The 20,211-nt window shown below is 47.3% G+C and carries 23 protein-coding genes; 8 read left to right on the top strand and 15 right to left on the bottom strand.

All coding sequences use genetic code 11. The annotated features are described in order from the left end of the window. Positions 1–192: 192 nt before the first annotated feature. Positions 193–1,365: a substrate-binding domain-containing protein gene (locus tag Q9R25_RS13205; protein ID WP_214691501.1), complete on the bottom strand. Its 1,173-nt coding sequence runs from the start codon at positions 1,363–1,365 to the stop codon at positions 193–195. Positions 1,366–1,404: 39 nt separating this feature from the next. Next, positions 1,405–2,277, bottom strand: coding sequence for a nucleotidyltransferase-like protein (locus Q9R25_RS13200; RefSeq protein WP_078147894.1), 873 nt, complete (start codon positions 2,275–2,277; stop codon positions 1,405–1,407). A gap of 169 nt (positions 2,278–2,446) precedes the next feature. On the opposite strand from Q9R25_RS13200, the gene Q9R25_RS13195 reads away from it, so the two are divergent. Beyond that, entirely contained in the window at positions 2,447–2,806 is a 360-nt protein-coding gene (locus tag Q9R25_RS13195; protein ID WP_031421140.1) for a YgzB family protein, read from the top strand. A gap of 36 nt (positions 2,807–2,842) precedes the next feature. Here Q9R25_RS13195 and perR read toward each other — a convergent pair whose 3' ends face one another. Then, positions 2,843–3,274, bottom strand: coding sequence for a peroxide-responsive transcriptional repressor PerR (gene perR, locus Q9R25_RS13190; RefSeq protein WP_031421138.1), 432 nt, complete (start codon positions 3,272–3,274; stop codon positions 2,843–2,845). A gap of 191 nt (positions 3,275–3,465) precedes the next feature. Between perR and Q9R25_RS13185 the strand changes: the two genes are divergently transcribed. The 3 genes from Q9R25_RS13185 (at position 3,466) to Q9R25_RS13175 (ending at position 6,563) form a co-directional block, all read left to right on the top strand. Continuing rightward, positions 3,466–4,764 (top strand): glutamate-1-semialdehyde 2,1-aminomutase, encoded by a 1,299-nt coding sequence (locus Q9R25_RS13185; RefSeq protein WP_215244363.1) that lies wholly within the window; start codon positions 3,466–3,468, stop codon positions 4,762–4,764. Between the two features lie 117 nt (positions 4,765–4,881). Then, a complete protein-coding gene (locus Q9R25_RS13180) occupies positions 4,882–6,114 on the top strand; it encodes an MFS transporter (RefSeq protein WP_074037695.1) in 1,233 nt (410 codons plus the stop codon). 53 nt (positions 6,115–6,167) lie between these two features. Then, on the top strand, positions 6,168–6,563 hold the full coding sequence (locus tag Q9R25_RS13175; protein ID WP_147538432.1) for a thiol-disulfide oxidoreductase DCC family protein: 396 nt from the start codon (positions 6,168–6,170) through the stop codon (positions 6,561–6,563). A gap of 34 nt (positions 6,564–6,597) precedes the next feature. Here Q9R25_RS13175 and Q9R25_RS13170 read toward each other — a convergent pair whose 3' ends face one another. From Q9R25_RS13170 to mutY, 4 genes are all read right to left on the bottom strand, one after another. Continuing rightward, entirely contained in the window at positions 6,598–8,346 is a 1,749-nt protein-coding gene (locus tag Q9R25_RS13170; protein ID WP_214691498.1) for an ABC transporter ATP-binding protein, read from the bottom strand. A gap of 39 nt (positions 8,347–8,385) precedes the next feature. Continuing rightward, the gene (gene ntdP / locus Q9R25_RS13165; protein WP_015880896.1) at positions 8,386–8,928 is read right to left on the bottom strand and encodes a nucleoside tri-diphosphate phosphatase; all 543 of its coding nucleotides are present in this window, start codon (positions 8,926–8,928) and stop codon (positions 8,386–8,388) included. 89 nt (positions 8,929–9,017) lie between these two features. After that, positions 9,018–9,443, bottom strand: coding sequence for a hypothetical protein (locus Q9R25_RS13160; RefSeq protein ID WP_214784826.1), 426 nt, complete (start codon positions 9,441–9,443; stop codon positions 9,018–9,020). Further along, positions 9,430–10,464, bottom strand: a complete 1,035-nt coding sequence (gene mutY / locus Q9R25_RS13155) for an A/G-specific adenine glycosylase (protein WP_311283254.1) — start codon at positions 10,462–10,464, stop codon at positions 9,430–9,432. The genes Q9R25_RS13160 and mutY overlap by 14 nt, the downstream gene beginning before the upstream one ends. A gap of 88 nt (positions 10,465–10,552) precedes the next feature. On the opposite strand from mutY, the gene Q9R25_RS13150 reads away from it, so the two are divergent. Continuing rightward, positions 10,553–11,536, top strand: a complete 984-nt coding sequence (locus Q9R25_RS13150) for a metal-dependent hydrolase (protein WP_015880893.1) — start codon at positions 10,553–10,555, stop codon at positions 11,534–11,536. Positions 11,537–11,562: 26 nt separating this feature from the next. On the opposite strand, the gene Q9R25_RS13145 is transcribed toward Q9R25_RS13150, so the two are convergent. Continuing rightward, a complete protein-coding gene (locus Q9R25_RS13145; RefSeq protein WP_311283253.1) occupies positions 11,563–12,096 on the bottom strand; it encodes a YceI family protein in 534 nt (177 codons plus the stop codon). A gap of 220 nt (positions 12,097–12,316) precedes the next feature. Between Q9R25_RS13145 and adh the strand changes: the two genes are divergently transcribed. The 3 genes from adh (at position 12,317) to Q9R25_RS13130 (ending at position 15,047) form a co-directional block, all read left to right on the top strand. Next, positions 12,317–13,837 (top strand): aldehyde dehydrogenase, encoded by a 1,521-nt coding sequence (gene adh / locus Q9R25_RS13140; RefSeq protein ID WP_074037701.1) that lies wholly within the window; start codon positions 12,317–12,319, stop codon positions 13,835–13,837. Between the two features lies 1 nt (position 13,838). Next, positions 13,839–14,201 (top strand): DUF779 domain-containing protein, encoded by a 363-nt coding sequence (locus Q9R25_RS13135; protein ID WP_015880890.1) that lies wholly within the window; start codon positions 13,839–13,841, stop codon positions 14,199–14,201. 120 nt (positions 14,202–14,321) lie between these two features. Continuing rightward, entirely contained in the window at positions 14,322–15,047 is a 726-nt protein-coding gene (locus tag Q9R25_RS13130; RefSeq protein WP_214691495.1) for a nuclease-related domain-containing protein, read from the top strand. Between the two features lie 41 nt (positions 15,048–15,088). On the opposite strand, the gene Q9R25_RS13125 is transcribed toward Q9R25_RS13130, so the two are convergent. From Q9R25_RS13125 to Q9R25_RS13095, 7 genes are all read right to left on the bottom strand, one after another. Further along, the gene (locus Q9R25_RS13125) at positions 15,089–16,159 is read right to left on the bottom strand and encodes an ABC transporter substrate-binding protein (protein ID WP_159563584.1); all 1,071 of its coding nucleotides are present in this window, start codon (positions 16,157–16,159) and stop codon (positions 15,089–15,091) included. Further along, the gene (locus Q9R25_RS13120) at positions 16,156–16,950 is read right to left on the bottom strand and encodes an ABC transporter permease (protein ID WP_074037704.1); all 795 of its coding nucleotides are present in this window, start codon (positions 16,948–16,950) and stop codon (positions 16,156–16,158) included. The genes Q9R25_RS13125 and Q9R25_RS13120 overlap by 4 nt, the downstream gene beginning before the upstream one ends. Next, positions 16,947–17,768 carry an ABC transporter permease gene (locus Q9R25_RS13115; RefSeq protein WP_015880886.1) on the bottom strand — a complete coding sequence of 274 codons (822 nt, stop codon included), beginning with the start codon at positions 17,766–17,768 and terminating at the stop codon, positions 16,947–16,949. The genes Q9R25_RS13120 and Q9R25_RS13115 overlap by 4 nt, the downstream gene beginning before the upstream one ends. Next, the gene (locus Q9R25_RS13110) at positions 17,755–18,861 is read right to left on the bottom strand and encodes an ABC transporter ATP-binding protein (RefSeq protein ID WP_074037705.1); all 1,107 of its coding nucleotides are present in this window, start codon (positions 18,859–18,861) and stop codon (positions 17,755–17,757) included. Before Q9R25_RS13110 ends, Q9R25_RS13115 begins: the two co-directional genes overlap by 14 nt. Positions 18,862–18,882: 21 nt before the next feature. Beyond that, on the bottom strand, positions 18,883–19,422 hold the full coding sequence (locus Q9R25_RS13105; protein ID WP_015880884.1) for a helix-turn-helix domain-containing protein: 540 nt from the start codon (positions 19,420–19,422) through the stop codon (positions 18,883–18,885). Positions 19,423–19,572: 150 nt separating this feature from the next. Then, a complete protein-coding gene (locus Q9R25_RS13100) occupies positions 19,573–19,842 on the bottom strand; it encodes a YfhJ family protein (RefSeq protein WP_015880883.1) in 270 nt (89 codons plus the stop codon). Then, positions 19,839–20,153 (bottom strand): YfhH family protein, encoded by a 315-nt coding sequence (locus tag Q9R25_RS13095; RefSeq protein ID WP_015880882.1) that lies wholly within the window; start codon positions 20,151–20,153, stop codon positions 19,839–19,841. Before Q9R25_RS13095 ends, Q9R25_RS13100 begins: the two co-directional genes overlap by 4 nt. Positions 20,154–20,211: the final 58 nt, after the last annotated feature.

Genomic DNA, 20,211 nt, shown 5'->3' with positions numbered 1-20,211 from the left:
CATTAATCTATCACGTTTTGATTGTTTTCGTCAACAACTTTTTCACAAATTGTTTTTCTGAAATAATCTTTTGCCGTGACAACGTTTATAACTATAATCTCTATTTACCACTTCGTCAATACAAAAAACAATAAAAATTAAAAAAGATTTACTTCCCATCAACATGATGAAAAGTAAACCTTCTGCTTTGTATTAATCGAGACGGACATAGCCCGTCTTCTCAACTAACGTCTGCCCATCCTCGCTTTCGAGCCATTTTAGAAATTCTTCATATCGCTCTGCCTTCTCTTCCGTAGTCACCGCATAAAATTCAGAAGCCAGTGGATACGATCCATCCTGAATCGTTTCAACGGTCGGTTCGATTCCATCTATACGAAGTAACTTGATTTCATGGTCATGCACCATTTCTGTCGCATAGTATCTAAATGAAAATCCAATCGCATTTTTATGGTTCCGATACGATGAAGTTTGTTGAATGATTCCACCCATCCCTTCAGGAACATCTTCTACCGGCGCCTCCATGAGCTTTTGTTCGCCCATCATCTTTTGTAACGCCGTTTGACTGCCACTATCCTCCGGTCGTTGAAAAGCACGAATGGATTCCGAGTCCCCTCCGACCTCTTCCCAATTCCGAATGTCTCCTGAATAAATCCCCCGAACTTGTTCCATCGTCAAAGAATCGACCGGGTTATCTTCATGGACGAAGAACACAAATGCTTCCCTTCCAATCGCCGTCATATGTAAAGAAACGTTTTTTTGTTTCGCAACCTTCAATTGACGGTCAGATGGACCAGCGACGAAAATCAAGTCGGTCTGATCGTTCATCAGTCGGCTGTACGCTTCCGGTGTTGTCGTCGACACGACTTTACTCGTTTGATCATTATATGGATCATACGTTTCCGAGTCCGGATAGACTGCTTCCACGAATGAAGCGTACATCGGATAGAGCGCTGTCGCTCCATCTAATCGCGGCAAACCTTCCTCAAACTTCACCGAAGCCTCATGATCGAGTCTCGCCAATTGTTCTGAATCCGTGAACGGCTGATAATCCATCAACTCCACACCGCGTTCCTCAATCTTCAAACTATCTTGATACATATAATATCCTTTCACAGAAGCGAAGAGGATAGCACCGACTAACGCACCCCAGCCGAGAACTTTTCGAATCTTTTGTTTTGAAAAGGACGAAAAATCATAGAGTCCCATACATATGATTAGTAGAACGGCCATATACCATATCGTCCAAATAATCGGTCGCCCAAGTGTGATGGGGTCTCCCATCGTAAAAAGGGCGACAAAGACAGAAATCACAATCGTGACAAATAAAATAAAGACGGTTCCCACGCTAAATTTCAATAGTTTCATATAACTGATTTTCTCCTCATTGTTCCTACGAAAGGGAAGTTAAGCAATCTCATAAAGCACTGCCTCTACCCCGACCCCTTTCGTCGGTCTCGTGACCGTTCGAACATACCCTTTTTTCACTAAAAAACCAATGATGCTTCCAAGGTCAACACGGAGCTCATTCAAATTCGGATGTTCCATCAATTCTGAGAACGTCCACGCTCCGCCTTTCTCCTGCATCGTCTGAAGTAATAACAACGTCCCCGGCAACACTTTCGATTGAATCAAATGTTCCATGCCAATGACGACAAGGTGGATGCGCTGTTCAAGCGATTCTTGTCCTCCGACCAATTCATCGTGCAGCTTATAAATTTCGAGGTCAATGGCTCGTACCTGTTCCCACAATACGATTTCCGGATGAATCCCCGCCTCAAGAATCGAGAGGCGTGCCAGGTGAGTGAGCGCATGATGAATCTGAGTGAAGGCGTCTTGGAACTCCCCTTCTAAAAATAGATAACGTCCGTCTTCAAACCGACGCAACAACTTTGCGAAAGAGATTGAGAGTTGTAAACGTTGTTCCCGATTCGTTAAATTACGGTTGCGCTGTCGTAACTCTAAAATGTACTCATTTCGTTCGAACAAGACGATTCCGTCTTCAATCCAATGAATGGCTCGCCGATTTTCATTCAAGACAATCCACCGATCCATCATCGAGTCACTGACTACGTGCAGGACAATTTTTTCTTGACCGACCTGATAGTGTTTCACCGTCCAAAACGGTTCTGGTTTTGCTTCAATCACAATGAGCAGGCGATCCGATTGATCCGTCAACGGATCACGTGCCCGCTTTTTCTTCACTTCAATAATCCCGAGTGTCGTTTTTAATGCAGCATATTCTGAGTAAATGGTGCGAGTCGCATATTCCATCGTCATCTGGACCCCTTCTCTCCCAATCGCAAGTTGACTATATATGACGATTGTCATTTTCGATACGAACCAATTTCGCCCTCTTTTCAAAAAACTCCTGCCGAAAAAGTGCAGGAACTTCTCACTCGTTTGAAGATGAGCTATGATAGAGACAGACTATTGGAGGGATTCACTCATGAAAAAACGGGGGAACAAAATCAACCGCGCACGTAATATAGCATTACTTCTTATCTTCGGTGGGATCGGGGTCATGTATCTCGGCCTTCTCGCCAAATCCATCACCTGGCTCATGATTATTTTCATGCTTCTCGGATTTGTCATGGTACTTGCGAGCTCTGCCCTTTACTTCATCGTCGGGATGGCCTCGACAAAAGCCATCATCGTGACTTGTCCGAACTGTGAAAAAGAGACGAAGATGCTCGGACGCGTCGACTTATGTATGCATTGCGACGAACCGCTCACAATCGACCGCTCACTTGAAGGTAAAGAGTTCGATGAGAAATACAACAAACGTCAGTCACAACAAACGGACTAACACAAAAACCACATCCGACTGCTCGGATGTGGTTTTTTAATGTGTTTGCGATTGTTCAGACTGACAAGACGGGCACGTTCCGTACACTTCAAGACGGTGACGATCAACTTTGAATCCAGTCAATTGAGATGCAACCGATTCGATTTCATCTAATACAGGATAGTTAAAGTCGACGACTTTTCCACACGTGTCACAGATGATGTGATAGTGCTTCGACGTCACAAAGTCAAAACGACTCGAGGCGTCCCCATAGTTCATTTCTTGAACAAGACCTACCTCTTTAAAGACGCGCAAGTTGTTGTATACAGTGGCCACACTCATGTTCGGAAACCGTGCGGCTAGTGCCTTATAAATGTCATCCGCAGTCGGGTGACTGTGCTCCGTGACGAGGTACTCCAAAATGGCCTGGCGCTGAGGCGTCATTCTGACTCCATGTTCCCGGAGCGACTGAACAGCATGGTCAAGCATTTCGCTTCCCACGTCAATCCCTCATTTCTTCTATAAAATTCATGCGAAATAGTTTTGAACATTAACTTATTTCTTACATAGTAATCTTTATAAATAGTGTACTGATTTCTCAACTACTCGTCAAACACTGAGCTTAAGCGGTTGACGGCTATGTTACAATAAGTGCGAATTTGAATAAGGAGGCAATACATATGACTACTTCATCAACTCGTCAGTCATCTGATGCATTGTACCAAGATGCACTCACTCATATCGTCGGAGGTGTCAACAGTCCGTCCCGCTCATTCAAAGCGGTCGGTGGCGGTGCTCCTGTATATATGGAACGCGGCGAAGGCGCCTATTTCTATGATGTAGACGGGAATCGCTACATCGATTATTTGGCAGCGTACGGTCCAATCATTACCGGTCACGCCCATCCCCATATTCATGAAGCGCTCGTCAATGCTTCTTTAAAAGGCTTACTTTACGGGACACCTCATCGTCTCGAAGTCGAGTTTGCGAAGAAACTAAAACAAGCCATCCCTTCGATGGATAAAGTACGATTCACGAACTCGGGGACGGAAGCCGTCATGACGACAGTACGAGTCGCCCGTGCTTACACCGGTCGTGAACTCGTTGTGAAATTCAGCGGTTGTTATCACGGTCATTCGGATCTCATGCTGATTGCGGCAGGTAGTGGTCCAGCGACACTCGGTTCTCCGGACTCTGCAGGTGTGACAAAAGCCACTGCCAAAGAAGTCATCACCGTCCCGTTCAACGACGTCGAAGCGTATCGCGAGATGATGAAAGAATGGGGAGACCAGGTCGCATGTGTCCTCGTCGAACCGATTGTCGGGAACTTCGGAATCGTCGAACCGAAGCCAGGTTTCCTACAAGCTGTCAATGACATCACACATGAACACGGCGCACTCGTCATCTATGATGAGGTCATCACGGCGTTCCGTTTCACATACGGAAGTGCCCAACAAGTGTATGGCATCGAACCGGATATGACAGCGCTCGGTAAGATTATCGGTGGCGGTCTACCAATCGGTGCTTACGGGGGCAAGGCTGAAATCATGGAAACGGTCGCTCCACTCGGACCTGCATATCAAGCCGGCACGATGGCCGGTAACCCTGCCTCGATGGCGACAGGAATCGCTTGCCTTGAAGTGCTCGAGCAACCTGGTGTCTATGAGAAATTAGACGCACTCGGTGCAAAACTGGAAGCTGGCATCCGCGAGGCAGCAGAAAAGCATGACATTACCATCACGCTCAACCGCTTGAAGGGGGCACTCACCGTTTACTTCACGGATGAAATCGTCACCGACTATGAAGGTGCGGAAAAGTCAGATGGTGAGAAGTTCGGACGTTTCTTCAAGTTGATGCTGGAGAATGGCGTGAACTTGGCTCCATCGAAATATGAGGCCTGGTTCTTGACGACAGAGCATACGGAACAAGATATCGAAGAGACGATCGAAGCGGTCCACTGCTCGTTTGCTCAATTGTAAGAGAGGGAGATGCGCGAGCATCTCTTTTTTTTGTAAAAGGGGACATCTTTAAAAAAAGTGTCTCTTTTTATCATGTACCGTCCCCCATTACAGTAGAACCAAGGAGGTGCTCACCATATGAAATTTAAAGATTTTCCATTAAATGTCCGTTTGCGACTCGTTTGCGGATTTTGTATTCGAATCGTCGGATCAGCCATTTTCCCATTCATGGCACTCTATTTCTCAGAAGAGTTGGGGAAAGTCCCCGCTGGAATCATCATGACCTCATTCGTTATCGTCGGTTACTTGACCGGTCTATTCGGTGGGTACTTTTCCGATCGGTTCAATCGGAAGGTTGTCTTACAAATTGGCCAGGTGATTCAAATCATCTGTTTTCTTGGGATGACCATCGCCATTCACCCATCGAATAACTGGGCACTCGTCGTCGCCATCCTCTACTTCGGACATGCCGTTTCGAACGGATTGAACTATCCGGCACTTGAGGCAATCGTCATCGACTCCATGGAAGAATCGAATCGAAAAGCCATCTACGTGTATGACTACTGGCTCGTCAACTTGGCTATCGCCGGAGGCGTCATGCTCGGCGGTGCCTTCTATCGCGACCATCGTTTTGCCCTCTTCATTGGTATGACGGTCATTCTCACTGTGACCACCATCGTCCTTCAACGCTATTTGGTCGACACATACACCGGCAATCGTTCAACACCGTCAAACCCGATTCATGGCGTCATCGAAAACTACAAAATCGCGTTACGTGACCGCCGTTGGATCACATTCGTATTTGGAAGTATGCTCGTCTTTTCGACCGAGTTTCATATGGCGAACTACATCGGTGTCCATTTAGCAGAGTCATTCGAAAGTCGTCAAATTCTCGGGATACCTTTTGACGGGGTACGCATGATGGCGTTTATGCAACTAGAGAACACCTTGCTCGTCGTCGCCATCACGTTTGCGGTCACCGCTTTCGTCAAACGTTTCAAAGAGAAGACCGTGTTTTTCATTGGCTTATCGTTATATATCACAGCATACGCCGCCATTACCTCGATGAACTCCTTTATCGTCCTGGCCACACTCGCAATCATCTTCACAATCGGCGAACTCCTCTACTCTCCGATTCGGCAAGTGAAACAGGTTGACCTCCTCGATCCTGAACGCCGGGCTTCCTACCTTGCGTTCGGCGGGCTCACATTCCATGGAGCCAAGTTGGTTGCTGCGGCAGGAATTGTCGTCGGCGCGTTCATCGGTCCGGTCTTGATGAGCGGTTACATGTTTGTCTTCGGTGCCCTCGGTGCTTACTTGTATTATGTATCGCTCTACAAGATGCAACCTGCTCGCCAACTCGCTGCTTGACGTTTAACATGAAGACAAAACGGTAAAACAGTACGATGAAGGAGGCGAAGTACTTGCCTGCGATTGTTTTATTTGATGGCGATTGCAACTTCTGTGATGCCAGTGTTCAGTTCATCATTCGTCATGATCGACACGCCTCGATTCACTTTGCTTCGCTCCAAAGCGAGGTCGGTCAGTCGCTCCGAACACGACACCGGATCCCGGAATCAGTCGACAGCATCGTCTATATTGAGGAAGGGGTTCCTTACTTAAAATCAGACGCTGCGATTCGAATTGCCGAACACCTTGATGGCCGTTGGCGCCTGCTTCGACTCATTCGTTTCATACCTAGACCGATTCGTGATCATGGATATACGTTGTTCGCCAAATATCGGACACGTCTATTTGGAAAGAAGGAAGTGTGCACACTCCCTTCACCAGATGTTCGTAAACGATTTTTAGACCGCTAAAAAAGTCGAGCCCATAGGGACTCGACTTTTTTCATTATTCAACTACGGCTAAATCTTGAATCATATACAGGTCGTAATACGCCCCGCGACGACGCATCAGCTCTTCATGCGTACCCGTCTCCATGATTTGACCGTTATCCACGACGACGATTTGATCGGCGTCCGTAATGGTCGACAAACGGTGGGCAACGATTAACGTCGTCCGCCCTTTCGTCAGACGGGCCAACGAGTCTTGAATCATCGCTTCACTTTCTAAATCAAGCGCACTCGTCGCCTCGTCTAAAATCAAGATTGGTGGATTCTTCAAAAAGACACGTGCAATCGCAAGCCGTTGCTTCTGTCCACCAGACAGTTTGACACCTTTCTCCCCGACCGGTGTCGCATACCCGTCCTGTAATTTCGAGATAAACTCATGGGCGTTCGCCGCCTTGGCCGCTGCGATGACTTCTTCATCCGTCGCATCCGGTTTCCCCATCCGAATATTCATGGCGACCGATTCGCTGAAGAGGACCGAATCCTGCATGACCATTCCGATTTGATCACGAAGTGCACGTAATTTGAAATCACGCACATCGACGCCGTCGATTTTGATGCTTCCATCCGTCACGTCATAGAAACGCGGAATCAAACTGACGAGTGTCGACTTCCCTCCACCGGACATTCCGACAAACGCCACGCGTTCACCAGAGCGGATTTGAAGGTTCACATCGTTCAACGCTCGTGCCCCGTCCTGTTCATACGAAAAGCTCACATGCTCAAGGTCGATTTTACCTGCTGTCGACAACGGGACGAACCCGTTCGGTTTCTCTTCGATATCATATGTTTCATCCAAAAACTCAAAGACACGGTCCATCGAAGCGACCGACTGCGTGAGTGTCGTCGCCGAGTTGACGAGACGACCGAGCGGCGCATAGAGTCGGTCGATATACGCGATGAACGCGACGAGCGTCCCGAGCGATACCGCTTCTTGAATGACGAGCCACGATGCCGTCGTGAAGATGAGGATCGGCGCGATGTCGGTGATGGTCGATACGACGACATACGTCTTGGCGTTCCAACTCGTATGTTTGAGTGCCGCGTTCAAGAAGCCACCGTTCTGTTGTTCGAACGCCTTGTTCTCATATGGCTCTAGCGCAAAACTCCGAATGACCGCCATCCCGTTGACGCGCTCTGTCAAATGACCTTGTAGGTCAGCGAGTGCCGCCGACCGTTCACGCGTCAAACGACGCAACCGTCCATAGAAATAGCGGACTGCGATCGCATAAAACGGAAGTGGTAAAATCGCAATCAGCGTGAGTTGCGGGTCAATCGTATACATGATCCCGATGGCGATAAGAATGGTGACCATGTCGAGCCAAATATTCATCAGACCGGTGATGACGAAGTCTTTCGTCTGTTCGACGTCGTTGATGATCCGTGAAATGATTTGTCCCGTCTTATTGTTTGAATAATAGCGGAGTGACAACTTCTGGACGTGGTCGAATAACCGGTTCCGCACATCGAACAAGACACGCGTTGCGGCCCACTGCGCCAAATATTGACGCAAGTATTCGATCGGTGGCTTGAGGACCAAGAAGACGAAGAAAACGATGCTGAACAACCAGACGAGCGTCGTGTAGTCCTGCCTCGGCGCGTCGTCCGTCAAATAGTTATCGATGACATATTTATAAAGTAACGGTAATCCGAGCGGGATGGAAAACTTCAAAATCCCGACGAAAATGGTAAGGGCAATTTGTTTCTTATACGGACGAACAAACTGCAAATAACGTTTAATACTACCCATAATGCCTCCTGACTTAAGAAAAAAAGCGGAGATGAGGAATCATCTCCGGTAACGTGCTTCGTATTCGCGATACCATTCATCGACGAATGTTGGGTTGAACGGCCCTTTCCGTCCTCGAATCCAGTTGATCAGTTCTTGCACGTTCTGCTTCAAGATTCGATCAATCGCTTTCGGATAATTCATCTCGCGACGATGCCGCTCATATTCATCTTCATCTAAAATCGTGTACGACATATCCGGGAACACCTTGATGTCCAAATCGTAATCGATATATTTGATGGCACGTTCATCCCCATCAAATGTAGTCGGCGAACCTAGATTACAGTAGTAGTAAATCCCGTCTTCGCGAATCATACAGATGACATTGAACCAATACTCAGATGAAAAGTAGCAAATTGCCGGCTCTCGCGTTCTCCATTGCCGACCGTCTGACTCGCTGACCATGATGCGATCATTGAATCCGATCATATCCGTTTTTGACGACTGAAGGACGAGCGTTTCTTCCCAAACGCGATGCAAAGTTCCGTTGTGCTTGTAGCTCTGTATCTCGATTTTGCTACCTGCTTTGGGAAATAAGCTCATAAGCTCCTCCTTTCCGCTATGATGCTATACAATTCTCATATTTAATTATAGCGACTTTCAGAACCAATGAAAAAGGAAATCTCTTATTTTCATGAATTTAGTGTTTTTTGGAAGGCCCGCGCCCGTTCTTGGAACATCGGACGAAGCACGAAATACTCGACGAGTATGTTCGGAACATAGCTATCGAACGTTACTTCGTCGATCATGACCGCCTTGCCATCACGCGACTCAACCCGATGCACGTGTGTGAACCGCTTGAACGGAAACGGTAACGTCTTTCCTTGATCGCAGAATGCTTGGTTTCCCACCACGGTGATGGCACTGGTCCATGGCAGTTCCACCGGACCGACCCCAACGAACAACTTCACTTCATTCCCTTCGACCGAGGCGCCGTCCCCCTCTAAGCGTACTTTAGGAAACTTTGTCAGCTTCGTCAAAAGCGAGGCATCCTGTAACAAATCCCAAAGCACATCTACCGTCGTATCATATGTCGACTCTACATCAAATCGTCTCACGTTCGTCACCTACCAATCGTTCTAATTTTTGTTGAGCAACAGAAACCGTCTTCACCTCGCGTTCCGAAGCGTCTAGCCAGACGACGTCATCCGTCGGAAGCGTATCGACACGATATAAATCGATATACCAAACGATATGAGAGAAGACATGCTTCACTTGCCCGAGATACGTTCCGTTAAGTTGTTCCCCCGTTCCTCGATCCATAAGCGGATATTGCCACATCTCAGCGAGCAACCCTTTGTCCGGTCGTTGTTCATATGCGATTTTTCCGTCTTTCTCGATGCATAGCGCGTCATACATTTCGACACGTGCTGCTCCCTTCTTCGTTTTGACCGGTAGCTCATCTTGTACATGATGCGCATATGCATAACAAGTGTCTTGCACGGGACAGAGTGAGCACATCGGATTTTTCGGTGTACAGACCGTCGCACCCAACTCCATCACGCCCTCGTTAAAATCGGATGCGTGAGTCGGATCCATCAATCGACGAACGACTTGTTCAAAGATTTTGCGCGTCTTCGGCAAGGCGATGTCGTCATAGATCCCGAATTGACGGGACATGACGCGCATGACGTTTCCATCCACAGCCGGTTCCGGTTGATTGTAGGCAATCGATAGTACGGCTCCCGTCGTATATGGTCCGACCCCTTTCAGTTTCTCGAAACGTTCCTTCTCCTCCGGGACAATCCCCTCGTAAACAGAAGCGACTTCTTTGACCGCTTCGTGTAAGTTCCGGACGCGAGAATAGTACCCTAGCCCTTCCCAATACTTTACGACCTCATCCGTGTCAGCAGCTGCGAGATCTTCGAGCGTCGGAAAGCGATCCATGAACCGGTTGTAATATGGGATGACCGTATCGACTCGTGTCTGTTGCAACATCACTTCACTTACCCACACACGGTAAGGATTTTTCGCATGACGCCAAGGTAAATCACGCTTTTCGCGATTAAACCACGTGACGAGTTCCTCGTTGAAATGGTGAATATTATAATTTGTGAACAATTTATCAAGATTAAGCATTGTGTTTCCCCTCGTTTTAAAAATATTGTATGATAAATAAGAATAGATGACGTAATTCTTTAATTATTGATGGAGGTGCTGACGCACATTGGATACTGCGACACACATTGGTATGGGACTTGGTTTAAGTGCCATCGCGACGCTCAGCCCAGAAGTGTCAGGTGATGCACAACTGTTTTTAGCGATGACAGCCACGGCTCTCGTCGGCTCGCACGCACCAGACTTCGACACCGTCTTTAAGTTAAAAGGAAATAGTACGTATTTACGCCAGCATCGTGGTCGTTCACATGGAATCACCGCGCTTCTCGCTTGGCCAATCATCGTCAGCGCTGTCATCGGGACGGTCCTCGGTGTCAATCCTGCCTCCCTATGGGTCATGGCACAAATCGCCGTGTTGCTTCATGTCACGGTCGACTTATTTAATGCCTACGGGACGCAAGCGCTACAACCTTTTTCGAAAAAATGGATCGGCTGGGGCGTAATCGGGACGTTTGATCCGTACTTGTTCTCCGCTTATTACGGTGCATATGCATTATGGATGATAACGGGTGCGACTGTCCCTATTTTTGCACTGCTCATTGCGCTTGTCATCAGTTACTATGCCATTCAGTTTAAATTACGTAACCGTGCGCTCGCTACCGTGGCGAGACACTTTGCAGGGGCACATGAATTGTTCATCTCACCAGGAATCGGTTGGGATGACTGGCATGTCGCCGTCCGTTTCCGCGATGGTCTCGGAGCCGTAAAAGTGAAAAAAGGCAAAGTCATCGAATGCGGTCGCTTCCGCGACAAACCGATGCCAGGAGAAGAAGATCTCCATTTTGTAGAGGCTCGGAAAAATGCAGACTTACAGGCGTTCCTCGAGTTTTCTAAAATTCACACGTACACCGTGACACGCCATAACGGGATGATCGAATACCGCTTTACAAACTTGCGTTATTTCTCTAAAAACATGTATCCGTTCGTTGCCGTCGTCATCGTCGACGAGCAGACGAATGACGTGTTGTCATCCTTTACGGGTTGGGTGTTTAGCGAAGACAGTCTTCAGAAAAAACTGGTATACGAACAATAAAAAGTCGCTCACCTGAGCGACTTTTCTTATACCTCCGATTCAGTGAATTGGAGCTCGAACTCGAATTTGACTTTCTTATCGACGAGAACACCGCCCGCCTCAAGCGCTTGGTTCCACGTTAATCCATAGTCCTCACGGTTGAGCGACCCTTCTCCGGAGAAGGCGTGTTTCGTGTTGCCCCATGGGTCTTTGGCGCTTCCTTCATACTCCACTTCGAACGTCTCTTCCCGAGTCGTTCCTCGAATCGTTAAATCCCCTGTCACTTCGAATTCTCCGCCCCCTTTTGAACGGAAAGAAGTTGAATGAAAGACGAGATGCGGATGTTCCTCGGCATTGAAGAAATCGCCTGAACGAAGGTGGTTATCCCGATCTGTGTTATTGGTGTCAATCGATGCTGCCTGAATCGTCACTTTCACACTCGCATTCGCTAGATCGCTCGGCTCACCGTTCGCCTTAATATCAAATTCTTTAAACTCGCCCTTCACCTTGGAAATCATCATGTGCTTGACCGTGAACGTGATCGAACTATGCGCCGGGTCAATTTGATATGTCTTAGCCATCGTGACTCACTCCTTATGGATAAATTAATGTGTACAATCTAGTCATTTCCACAAATCTTGAGTTCAAAACGTTTTTACAAAAGATTGACAAATTATTGTCGAAAAATTTTGACTTTTATCACATCATACCGTTACGATGAAAAAAGGGAGTCGTTCGCTTACTGAAAAATGTAAGCGCATACATAACTCCTCTATCTCGTATGAAAAGGGAGGAACGATCATGATTTATGAAGTACCGAACTCAGCAGGAACGAAAGTACAGTTTAAAGACCGTTATGAGAACTACATTAACGGAAAGTGGACCGCACCGGCTGGTGGAGAATACTTTGAAAACACATCTCCTGTAAATGGGAAAGTATTATGTGAAGTCGCCCGCTCAACGAAAGAGGATATTGAACTTGCTTTGGATGCCGCTCATGCAGCCAAAGAGGATTGGGGCAAAACGTCTGTCACGGAACGTTCTGTCATCTTGAATAAAATTGCAGACCGCATGGAAGAGAACCTTGAAATGCTCGCCTATGCGGAAACATGGGAAAATGGGAAGGCAGTTCGGGAAACGCTCAACGCTGACCTTCCGCTCGCCATCGACCACTTCCGTTACTTCGCAGGGGTCATCCGCTCACAAGAAGGTGGCATCAGTGAACTCGACCACGATACAGTCGCTTATCATTTCCATGAGCCGCTCGGTGTCGTCGCTCAAATCATTCCGTGGAACTTCCCGATTTTGATGGCGGTCTGGAAACTCGCGCCGGCACTCGCTGCCGGAAACTGTGTCGTCTTAAAGCCGGCAGAACAAACCCCTTCTTCAATCATGGTTCTCATGGAACTCATCGAAGATTTATTACCACCTGGCGTCATCAATATCGTGAACGGTTTCGGTCTCGAAGCAGGAAAACCACTCGCATCGAGTGACCGTGTCGATAAAGTCGCCTTCACCGGTGAGACGACGACGGGCCGCCTCATTATGCAGTACGCTTCTCAAAACATCATCCCTGTCACGCTTGAGCTCGGTGGGAAGTCACCAAACATCTTCTTTGCCGACATCATGGAAGCGGATGACGATTTCTTCGACAAAGCGATTGAGGGTCTTGTCATGTTTGCCTTGAATCAAGGGGAAGTCTGTACGTGCCCATCTCGCGCCTTGATTCAAGAGTCGATTTACGACAAGTTCATGGAACGCGTGCTAGAACGCGTCAAAGCAATCAAGCTCGGCAACCCACTCGATGCCGATGTCATGATGGGTGCACAAGCGTCGAACGAACAGATGGAAAAAATCCTGTCTTATCTCCAAATCGGGAAAGAAGAGGGCGCAGAGTGTCTAATCGGTGGAGAGCGCAACATGATGGACGGAGAGCTCGCGGACGGGTATTACATTCAACCGACCATCTTCAAAGGTCATAACAAGATGCGAATCTTCCAAGAAGAGATTTTTGGACCGGTCTTATCCGTGACGACATTCAAAGATGATGCGGAAGCACTCGCCATCGCGAACGATACCCTTTACGGACTCGGGGCAGGCGTGTGGACACGAGACATGAACCGTGCATACCGCTTCGGTCGTGAAATTCAAGCAGGACGTGTCTGGATCAACTGTTACCACTCCTATCCGGCACATGCTGCATTCGGTGGTTACAAAATGTCCGGAATCGGTCGTGAGAACCATAAGATGATGCTCGGTCACTATCAACGTACGAAAAACATGCTCGTCAGCTACAGCGAACAAAAGCTCGGGTTCTTCTAAGATGGTGAGACGAGTCGAGGCCACCCCCGCCGCGCTCGAACTCATCGAACGTCTCAAATCAAAACACGGTCCTCTCCTCTTTCATCAGTCAGGAGGATGTTGTGACGGGAGCTCTCCCATGTGTTTCCCACGTGACGAGTTCATGGTGGGCGACCACGATGTTCTTCTCGGTGAAATCGGCGAGACGCCATTTTATATCCATGAGAAACAATATGATTATTGGAAACATACACAACTGATCATCGATGTCGTCGATGGTCGAGGTGGTATGTTCTCGCTTGAAGGTGTCGAAGGGAAACGTTTTTTAGGACGTTCTCGAGTCTTTACAGAAGAAGAGCGTGAGGCGCTGAAGCATGAAACATAAGCAAAAGGACCCATTTCGATGGGTCCTTTATGATGTAAAAAAACGATTATCCTTAATTGTAAAAAATATACATATGAATCATCTTGCTTCTTGTATAGTGGATACAAAGGGAGGGATTCGATGGCTTCACTACTAACAGAATTGTTCGAAGGTATTTTAATTACCTTAATCAGTCTATTCGCACCCATTTTTCTCGTCCTCACACTTATCATCCTCTACAAGGTCAAACGTTATCAAAACAGTCAATATTCTCAACAAACTCGACATTCTTACTTCAAAGTGGTCCAAGACACCGGTCTATTCGGAGAATATTTATGTGTGGCGGAGATTGAGTCAAAGTTCTTTCAACCGTTGATTCTGACAAACCTGTATCTCCCCCATCCTTCTAAAAAAGATCGAACCACTGAGATCGATGTCATTTTAATCAACCAATCCGGGGTACATGTCATCGAGTCCAAAAACTATAGCGGTTGGATATTCGGTCGGGCACGTGACCAATACTGGACGCAGACACTCCCCCGCCGTAAAAAACACCGCTTCTTCAATCCAATCAAGCAAAATGAATTGCATCTCAAAGCCATCGAGCAAGTGCTTGGAGTGGACCGAATCCATCTCCACTCATGGATCGTGTTCAGCAATCGTTCGACGCTCAAAAAAATTGAATCTACCGAGGTCCCTGTGCTCAATCGCCAAAAATGGATCAAAGAGCTGATCACCTATCAGGACTTTGTATTCGATCTTGATGAGCAAGTCCGACTATACGAAATCTTACGCTCCTTCACACAAGTCGACACGACTGTCGCTTTGAAACATATCGAAGACATCAAGTCGACGATCAAGCAGTAAACAAACATCCCCGTACTCATGATGAGCGCGGGGATGTTTCGTCATTTACTCTGCATTTTAAAGCGTAAATACAATTCGTTATAGTAAGCGTTCATGCGCTTCCCTAGGTTTTCATACACTTCAAGGTCCTGCGTCACTTCACGAGACGGGTAGAACCGTTCATCCGATGTGACTTCTTCATCCAAGAATTCGAGAGCCGCTTCGTTCGGTGTCGAGTATCCGACATAATCCGTGTTACGTGCCGCAATCTCAGCATCTAACATAAAGTCGATGAACTGATGTGCCCCGTCCACGTTTTGTGCCGTACTTGGGATGACGAGGTTATCAAACCAGAGATTCGTGCCTTCTTCCGGAATGACATACGTCAGTTCTTCGTTCTCATACATGATTTCCGACGCATCTCCGGACCAGACGACGGCTGCCGCTGCTTCACGGTTCGCCATCAGCATTTTGATTTCGTCTCCGACGATGGCTTTGATGTTCGGCCAAAGCGTTTCCAACTTTTGCTCCGCCTCAATCAACTCATCTTTATTCGTCGTATTGAGGGAGTAACCAAGCGAGTTCAGGCCGAAGCCCATCACTTCACGTGTCCCGTCCGCAAGGAGAATGTCGTTCTCGAGCGGCATTTCCCACAGGTCGTTCCATGAAGTGATCTCACCATCGACTAGTTCAGGATTGTAGACGATCCCGACCGTGCCCCAGAAATAAGGAACCGAGTACTTGTTACCCGGGTCGAATGATTTATCGAGGAAGCGCGGATCGATATTATCAAAGTTTTCGAGTTTATCGTAATCGATTGGGAGAAGAAGATTCTCCTCTCTCATCTTACTGATCGCATAATCGGATGGAACGGCGACATCAAAGGCCGTCCCGCCTTGCTCAATTTTCGTGAGCATCGCTTCGTTCGAGTCGAACGTTTGATAAACGACCTTCAACCCGCTCTGCTCTTCGAACTCACCAATCAATTCTTCATCGATATAGTCTCCCCAGTTGTAGACGACCAGTGTGTTGTCGCCGCCGAATCCTTGCGCAGCATTCAGTTGCTGAATCCAAAGAAGGAGACCGAAACTGACGATTAATGGGATCGCCAACATGATGACTAGTTTTTTCATCGTCTAACCTCCTTTGATCCTCGTTGCGCCAACACATAATATCCGATGACAAGGATGAGCGTGAAGACGAATAGAATCGCAGACAACGCATTGATTTCAAGCGAGATGCCTTGACGTGCCCGCGAATAAACTTCTACGGCGAGCGTCGTGAAGCCGTTCCCTGTCACGAAGAATGTAACAGCAAAATCATCTAACGAATAGGTGAGTGCCGTGAAGAAACCGGCAAATACCCCTGGCGTGATATATGGCAGAATGACTTTCGTCAATACATCCCACGTACTGGCACCAAGGTCACGTGACGCATCAATCAACGTCGGACTCATCTCTTGGAGTTTTGGCAACACCAAGATGACGACAATCGGAACCGAGAAAGCGATGTGCGACAAGAGGACCGAATAAAAGCCTAACTGAATCCCAAGCATCGTAAAGAGAATCAAGAAGGACGCCCCGATGATGACGTCCGGGCTCACGATCAAGACATTGTTCAATGATAAGAGGGATGTCTTCGTATACTTTTGTTTCGCCGTATAGATGGCGAGTGCCCCGATGACACCGAGCACGGTCGAAATCGTCGCCGAGAGCAGCGCGATGACGATCGTATTCAAGACGATGACAAGAAGTCTCGTGTCCGTGAAGAGCGACTTGTACCATTCGAGGGTGAACCCTTCGAAGTTACTCATCGTTCCGCCACTGTTGAACGAGTAGAAGACCAAATATAGAATTGGCGCATACAAGATGAAGAACACGGCCGCCAAGTATAGATTTGATAATTTGAATCGTTTACGTTTCATCGACGAACCGCTCCTTTCGCACCCCAGTCACGTGTGACGACCATGACAAGAACCATCGCCAAGATGAGGAAGACGGCAATCGTCGAGCCCATCCCCCAGTTTTGTGTGACAAGGAATTGTTGTTCAATCGCTGTACCGAGTGTGATGACCCGGTTCCCGGCGATGAGTCGGGTGATCATGAAGAGCGATAATGCCGGAATAAAGACGATTTGAATCCCTGACTTGACGCCGTCAAGCGTCAACGGGAAGATGACACGTCGGAATGTCGTCCAGTTCGATGCACCTAAATCACGGGATGCGTAGACGAGTGATGGCGGTAACTTCTCAATGGCGTTGTAAATCGGCAAAATCATGAACGGGATGAAGATGTATACCGAAACAAAGACGAAACTGAAATCGGTGAATAGAATCTGTTTCGTCCCAATACCGATGGCTTCTAAAAATTGATTCGTAATCCCATACGTCCCAAAAATTCCAAGGAACGCATACGCCTTTAACAACAAGTTAATCCATGACGGCAGCAAGATGAGTAAGAGCCAAAGCTGTTTATGCTTCGTCTTCGTCAACAAGTATGCCGTCGGATACCCGACGAGTAACGAGAAGAACGTAATGAGAAACGCATACCAGAACGACGAGAGCGTCATCGACAAATACGTCGACGTGAAGAACGTCTGATAGTTTTCTAAACTCAAATTCCCATCGATATCAAAAAAGGAATAATAGACGACGAGGACGAGTGGTGCGATGACGAACAAGGCGATCCAAATCCAATAGGTCGTCAAATATACCGTCTTTGCGGTCTGATTAGTTTGATTCATGAGGGACCTCCTCGTAGGATTCGAGACGACGGTCAAATTCTTCTTCTGTTTCACCTAGTCGCATGACGTGAATCGCTTCTTCGTCAAACGTCAATCCGATTTTTGATCCGACGATTGATTTCTTCGTCGAGTGGACGAGCCATTCGTTTCCTTCTTGGTCATAACAGCAAATCTCGTAGTGGACACCTCGGAACAATTGAGAATCGACGTCGACAACGAGTTTCGCTGCATCGACCGATGTCATCTCTAAGTCTTCCGGACGAATGATGACCTCAACTTTTTCATTGCGGTCAAATCCTTGGTCAACACAGTCAAACGTTTTACCAGCAAACGTGACGACATTGTCTTCCGGCATGACACCCGGCACGATATTGGATTCACCGATAAAGTCTGCAACGAAACGGTTGATCGGTTCATCATAAATATCAGTCGGTGTCCCACTCTGAACAATTTTCCCGTTGTTCATGACGAAAATCTCATCCGACATGGCGAGCGCCTCTTCTTGGTCGTGTGTGACGAAAATAAAGGTAATGCCAAGACGTTGCTGTAACTCACGAAGTTCATATTGCATCTCCGTACGAAGTTTCAAGTCTAAGGCAGAGAGCGGTTCATCAAGGAGAATGACCTCCGGCTCATTTACGATTGCGCGGGCGATGGCGACACGTTGGCGCTGTCCACCTGACATCTCATCGATTTCGCGCGAGCCGTATCCTTCTAAGTTAACAAACTTGAGAGCCTGCTCCACTTTCGCTTTCACATCTGCTTCTTTCAATTTTTTAATCCGGAGACCAAATGCCACATTCTCAAATACGTTTAAATGAGGAAACAGCGCATAATCTTGGAACACGGTATTCACTTGTCGTTTATTAGCCGGCACATCGTTGATTCGTTTCCCGCTGAAGTGAATACCTCCTTCGGTCGCATCGGTAAATCCGGCGATGAGACGCAAAATCGTCGTCTTCCCACATCCCGATGGACCGAGAAGCGTATAAAACTTCCCACGCTCAATCTCAAAACTAATATCTTCAAGGACGACTGTGTCGTCGTAACGCTTTGACACGTGGTCAAAGCGAATAATTGTCTCTGCATTCATGCTGTTTCCTCCTCTGTTGACTTATAAATATGAATGGGTCGCGACGATGAGACATTCGCTCTCCCCGTCGTTGTCGTTGACGAGTTGATGCGAATCCGAGGCGACATAATAAAGGGTTTCCCCTGTCTTGGCAAAATATGTGTGGTTCCCTAATTTCAAGGCGATTTTGCCGGACAAGACGTATACGAGCGTCTCCGAACGCGAAGGCTCATATTGTTTGAACTCTCCATGTTTGAAAAATGTGACAAGGATGGGCTCCATCTCTTTTTCATTCGATTCCGGGATGAGCCATTCTGTCCGATATTTGCGTTCTTCATCCGTATAGATGGTGCGATCGTCAACGGTGTACACCACTTTTTGATTCAACTCTTCATCAAAAAACTCTTTCGGGGAACTCCCGAGGACATTCAATAAATCGAATAACGTTTCTAGTGAGGGAGAGCTTAAATCCCGCTCGATTTGAGAAATATAGCCTTTACTCAAATCGGTACGTTCCGCCAGCTCCTCTTGGGTCAATCCTTTTTTGATCCGGAGCCGCTTAATGTTTTGACCTACTTCCAACGACTGAACGCCTCCTTCTTGTTTAGTGAAACATGAGTTCAACTAAAGAAAGTTTATTTATACTATACTTTAAAACAAACTATTAGCGACCTTCATTATAACGAATTGTTGAAGAATTGCAATAAAAAAGTCACGCCCCAAGGACGTGACTCAGTGTAAGTTCCGTTTAGACATCAAATGCTTGAACTTTTCGTTTTTCGTTTGGAACAAATGGAGCTGTGCCCCATATGCATCGATCTGTTGAATGACGTATTGGAAAGCCTTTGCCTCTCCCGGATACGGTTCGCCCGCCTTGGCAAGTGAGGTCTCAAAATCTTCCCATAACACTTCGACCCACGTCACCGCTTCTGAATCGTTCAAGACGTCATTTTTCTCTTTTAGAATGACCGCAAGCCGTTCATATTGTTCGTTCCGGTTCATCGCTTCACCTCCGACAATTCTGAGAGCGGGATGGCCCGTTCTGTCATCTCGCCTTCAAACGTCCCCCAGCCCATGACGCCGTTGACGAATTTCAAGCGAAACGGACGGTCATTGTAATTGACGACATATGTTTCACCTGGACGAAACGATGATGGGTCAATCAAATAGCTTTCGGCAATCGCAATCCGTCGAAGGACGACTTCAATTTCGCTGACCATGCCCATCTGTTCAGCCTTTCGTTTCCGTTCATGTAATGCTTGAATCTCTTGCTCTAACTCATATTTCGATAAGTCACTTAACCGCTTTTCCATATCGTTCACCTCGATGTAAGCGTATCAGATTTTACGAAAAAAGAAAAAGACGAGACTG

The sequence above is a fragment of the Exiguobacterium sp. BG5(2022) genome, from assembly GCF_031844365.1.
GTDB lineage: Bacteria > Bacillota > Bacilli > Exiguobacteriales > Exiguobacteriaceae > Exiguobacterium > Exiguobacterium profundum.
Note: the sequence above shows the minus strand (reverse complement) of the source record. Positions and strands in the feature narration are given on the sequence as shown.

Excerpts from the sequence above, each read along its gene's own strand:
- Q9R25_RS13205 (WP_214691501.1), bottom strand. The coding sequence starts at position 1,365 with ATGAAACTATTGAAATTTAGCGTGGGAACCGTCTTTATTTTATTTGTC.
- Q9R25_RS13200 (WP_078147894.1), bottom strand. The coding sequence starts at position 2,277 with ATGACGATGGAATATGCGACTCGCACCATTTACTCAGAATATGCTGCA.
- Q9R25_RS13195 (WP_031421140.1), top strand. The coding sequence starts at position 2,447 with ATGAAAAAACGGGGGAACAAAATCAACCGCGCACGTAATATAGCATTA.
- perR (WP_031421138.1), bottom strand. The coding sequence starts at position 3,274 with ATGCTTGACCATGCTGTTCAGTCGCTCCGGGAACATGGAGTCAGAATG.
- Q9R25_RS13185 (WP_215244363.1), top strand. The coding sequence starts at position 3,466 with ATGACTACTTCATCAACTCGTCAGTCATCTGATGCATTGTACCAAGAT.
- Q9R25_RS13180 (WP_074037695.1), top strand. The coding sequence starts at position 4,882 with ATGAAATTTAAAGATTTTCCATTAAATGTCCGTTTGCGACTCGTTTGC.
- Q9R25_RS13170 (WP_214691498.1), bottom strand. The coding sequence starts at position 8,346 with ATGGGTAGTATTAAACGTTATTTGCAGTTTGTTCGTCCGTATAAGAAA.
- ntdP (WP_015880896.1), bottom strand. The coding sequence starts at position 8,928 with ATGAGCTTATTTCCCAAAGCAGGTAGCAAAATCGAGATACAGAGCTAC.
- mutY (WP_311283254.1), bottom strand. The coding sequence starts at position 10,464 with ATGCTTAATCTTGATAAATTGTTCACAAATTATAATATTCACCATTTC.
- Q9R25_RS13145 (WP_311283253.1), bottom strand. The coding sequence starts at position 12,096 with ATGGCTAAGACATATCAAATTGACCCGGCGCATAGTTCGATCACGTTC.
- adh (WP_074037701.1), top strand. The coding sequence starts at position 12,317 with ATGATTTATGAAGTACCGAACTCAGCAGGAACGAAAGTACAGTTTAAA.
- Q9R25_RS13135 (WP_015880890.1), top strand. The coding sequence starts at position 13,839 with ATGGTGAGACGAGTCGAGGCCACCCCCGCCGCGCTCGAACTCATCGAA.
- Q9R25_RS13130 (WP_214691495.1), top strand. The coding sequence starts at position 14,322 with ATGGCTTCACTACTAACAGAATTGTTCGAAGGTATTTTAATTACCTTA.
- Q9R25_RS13125 (WP_159563584.1), bottom strand. The coding sequence starts at position 16,159 with ATGAAAAAACTAGTCATCATGTTGGCGATCCCATTAATCGTCAGTTTC.
- Q9R25_RS13120 (WP_074037704.1), bottom strand. The coding sequence starts at position 16,950 with ATGAAACGTAAACGATTCAAATTATCAAATCTATACTTGGCGGCCGTG.
- Q9R25_RS13115 (WP_015880886.1), bottom strand. The coding sequence starts at position 17,768 with ATGAATCAAACTAATCAGACCGCAAAGACGGTATATTTGACGACCTAT.
- Q9R25_RS13110 (WP_074037705.1), bottom strand. The coding sequence starts at position 18,861 with ATGAATGCAGAGACAATTATTCGCTTTGACCACGTGTCAAAGCGTTAC.
- Q9R25_RS13100 (WP_015880883.1), bottom strand. The coding sequence starts at position 19,842 with ATGAACCGGAACGAACAATATGAACGGCTTGCGGTCATTCTAAAAGAG.
- Q9R25_RS13095 (WP_015880882.1), bottom strand. The coding sequence starts at position 20,153 with ATGGAAAAGCGGTTAAGTGACTTATCGAAATATGAGTTAGAGCAAGAG.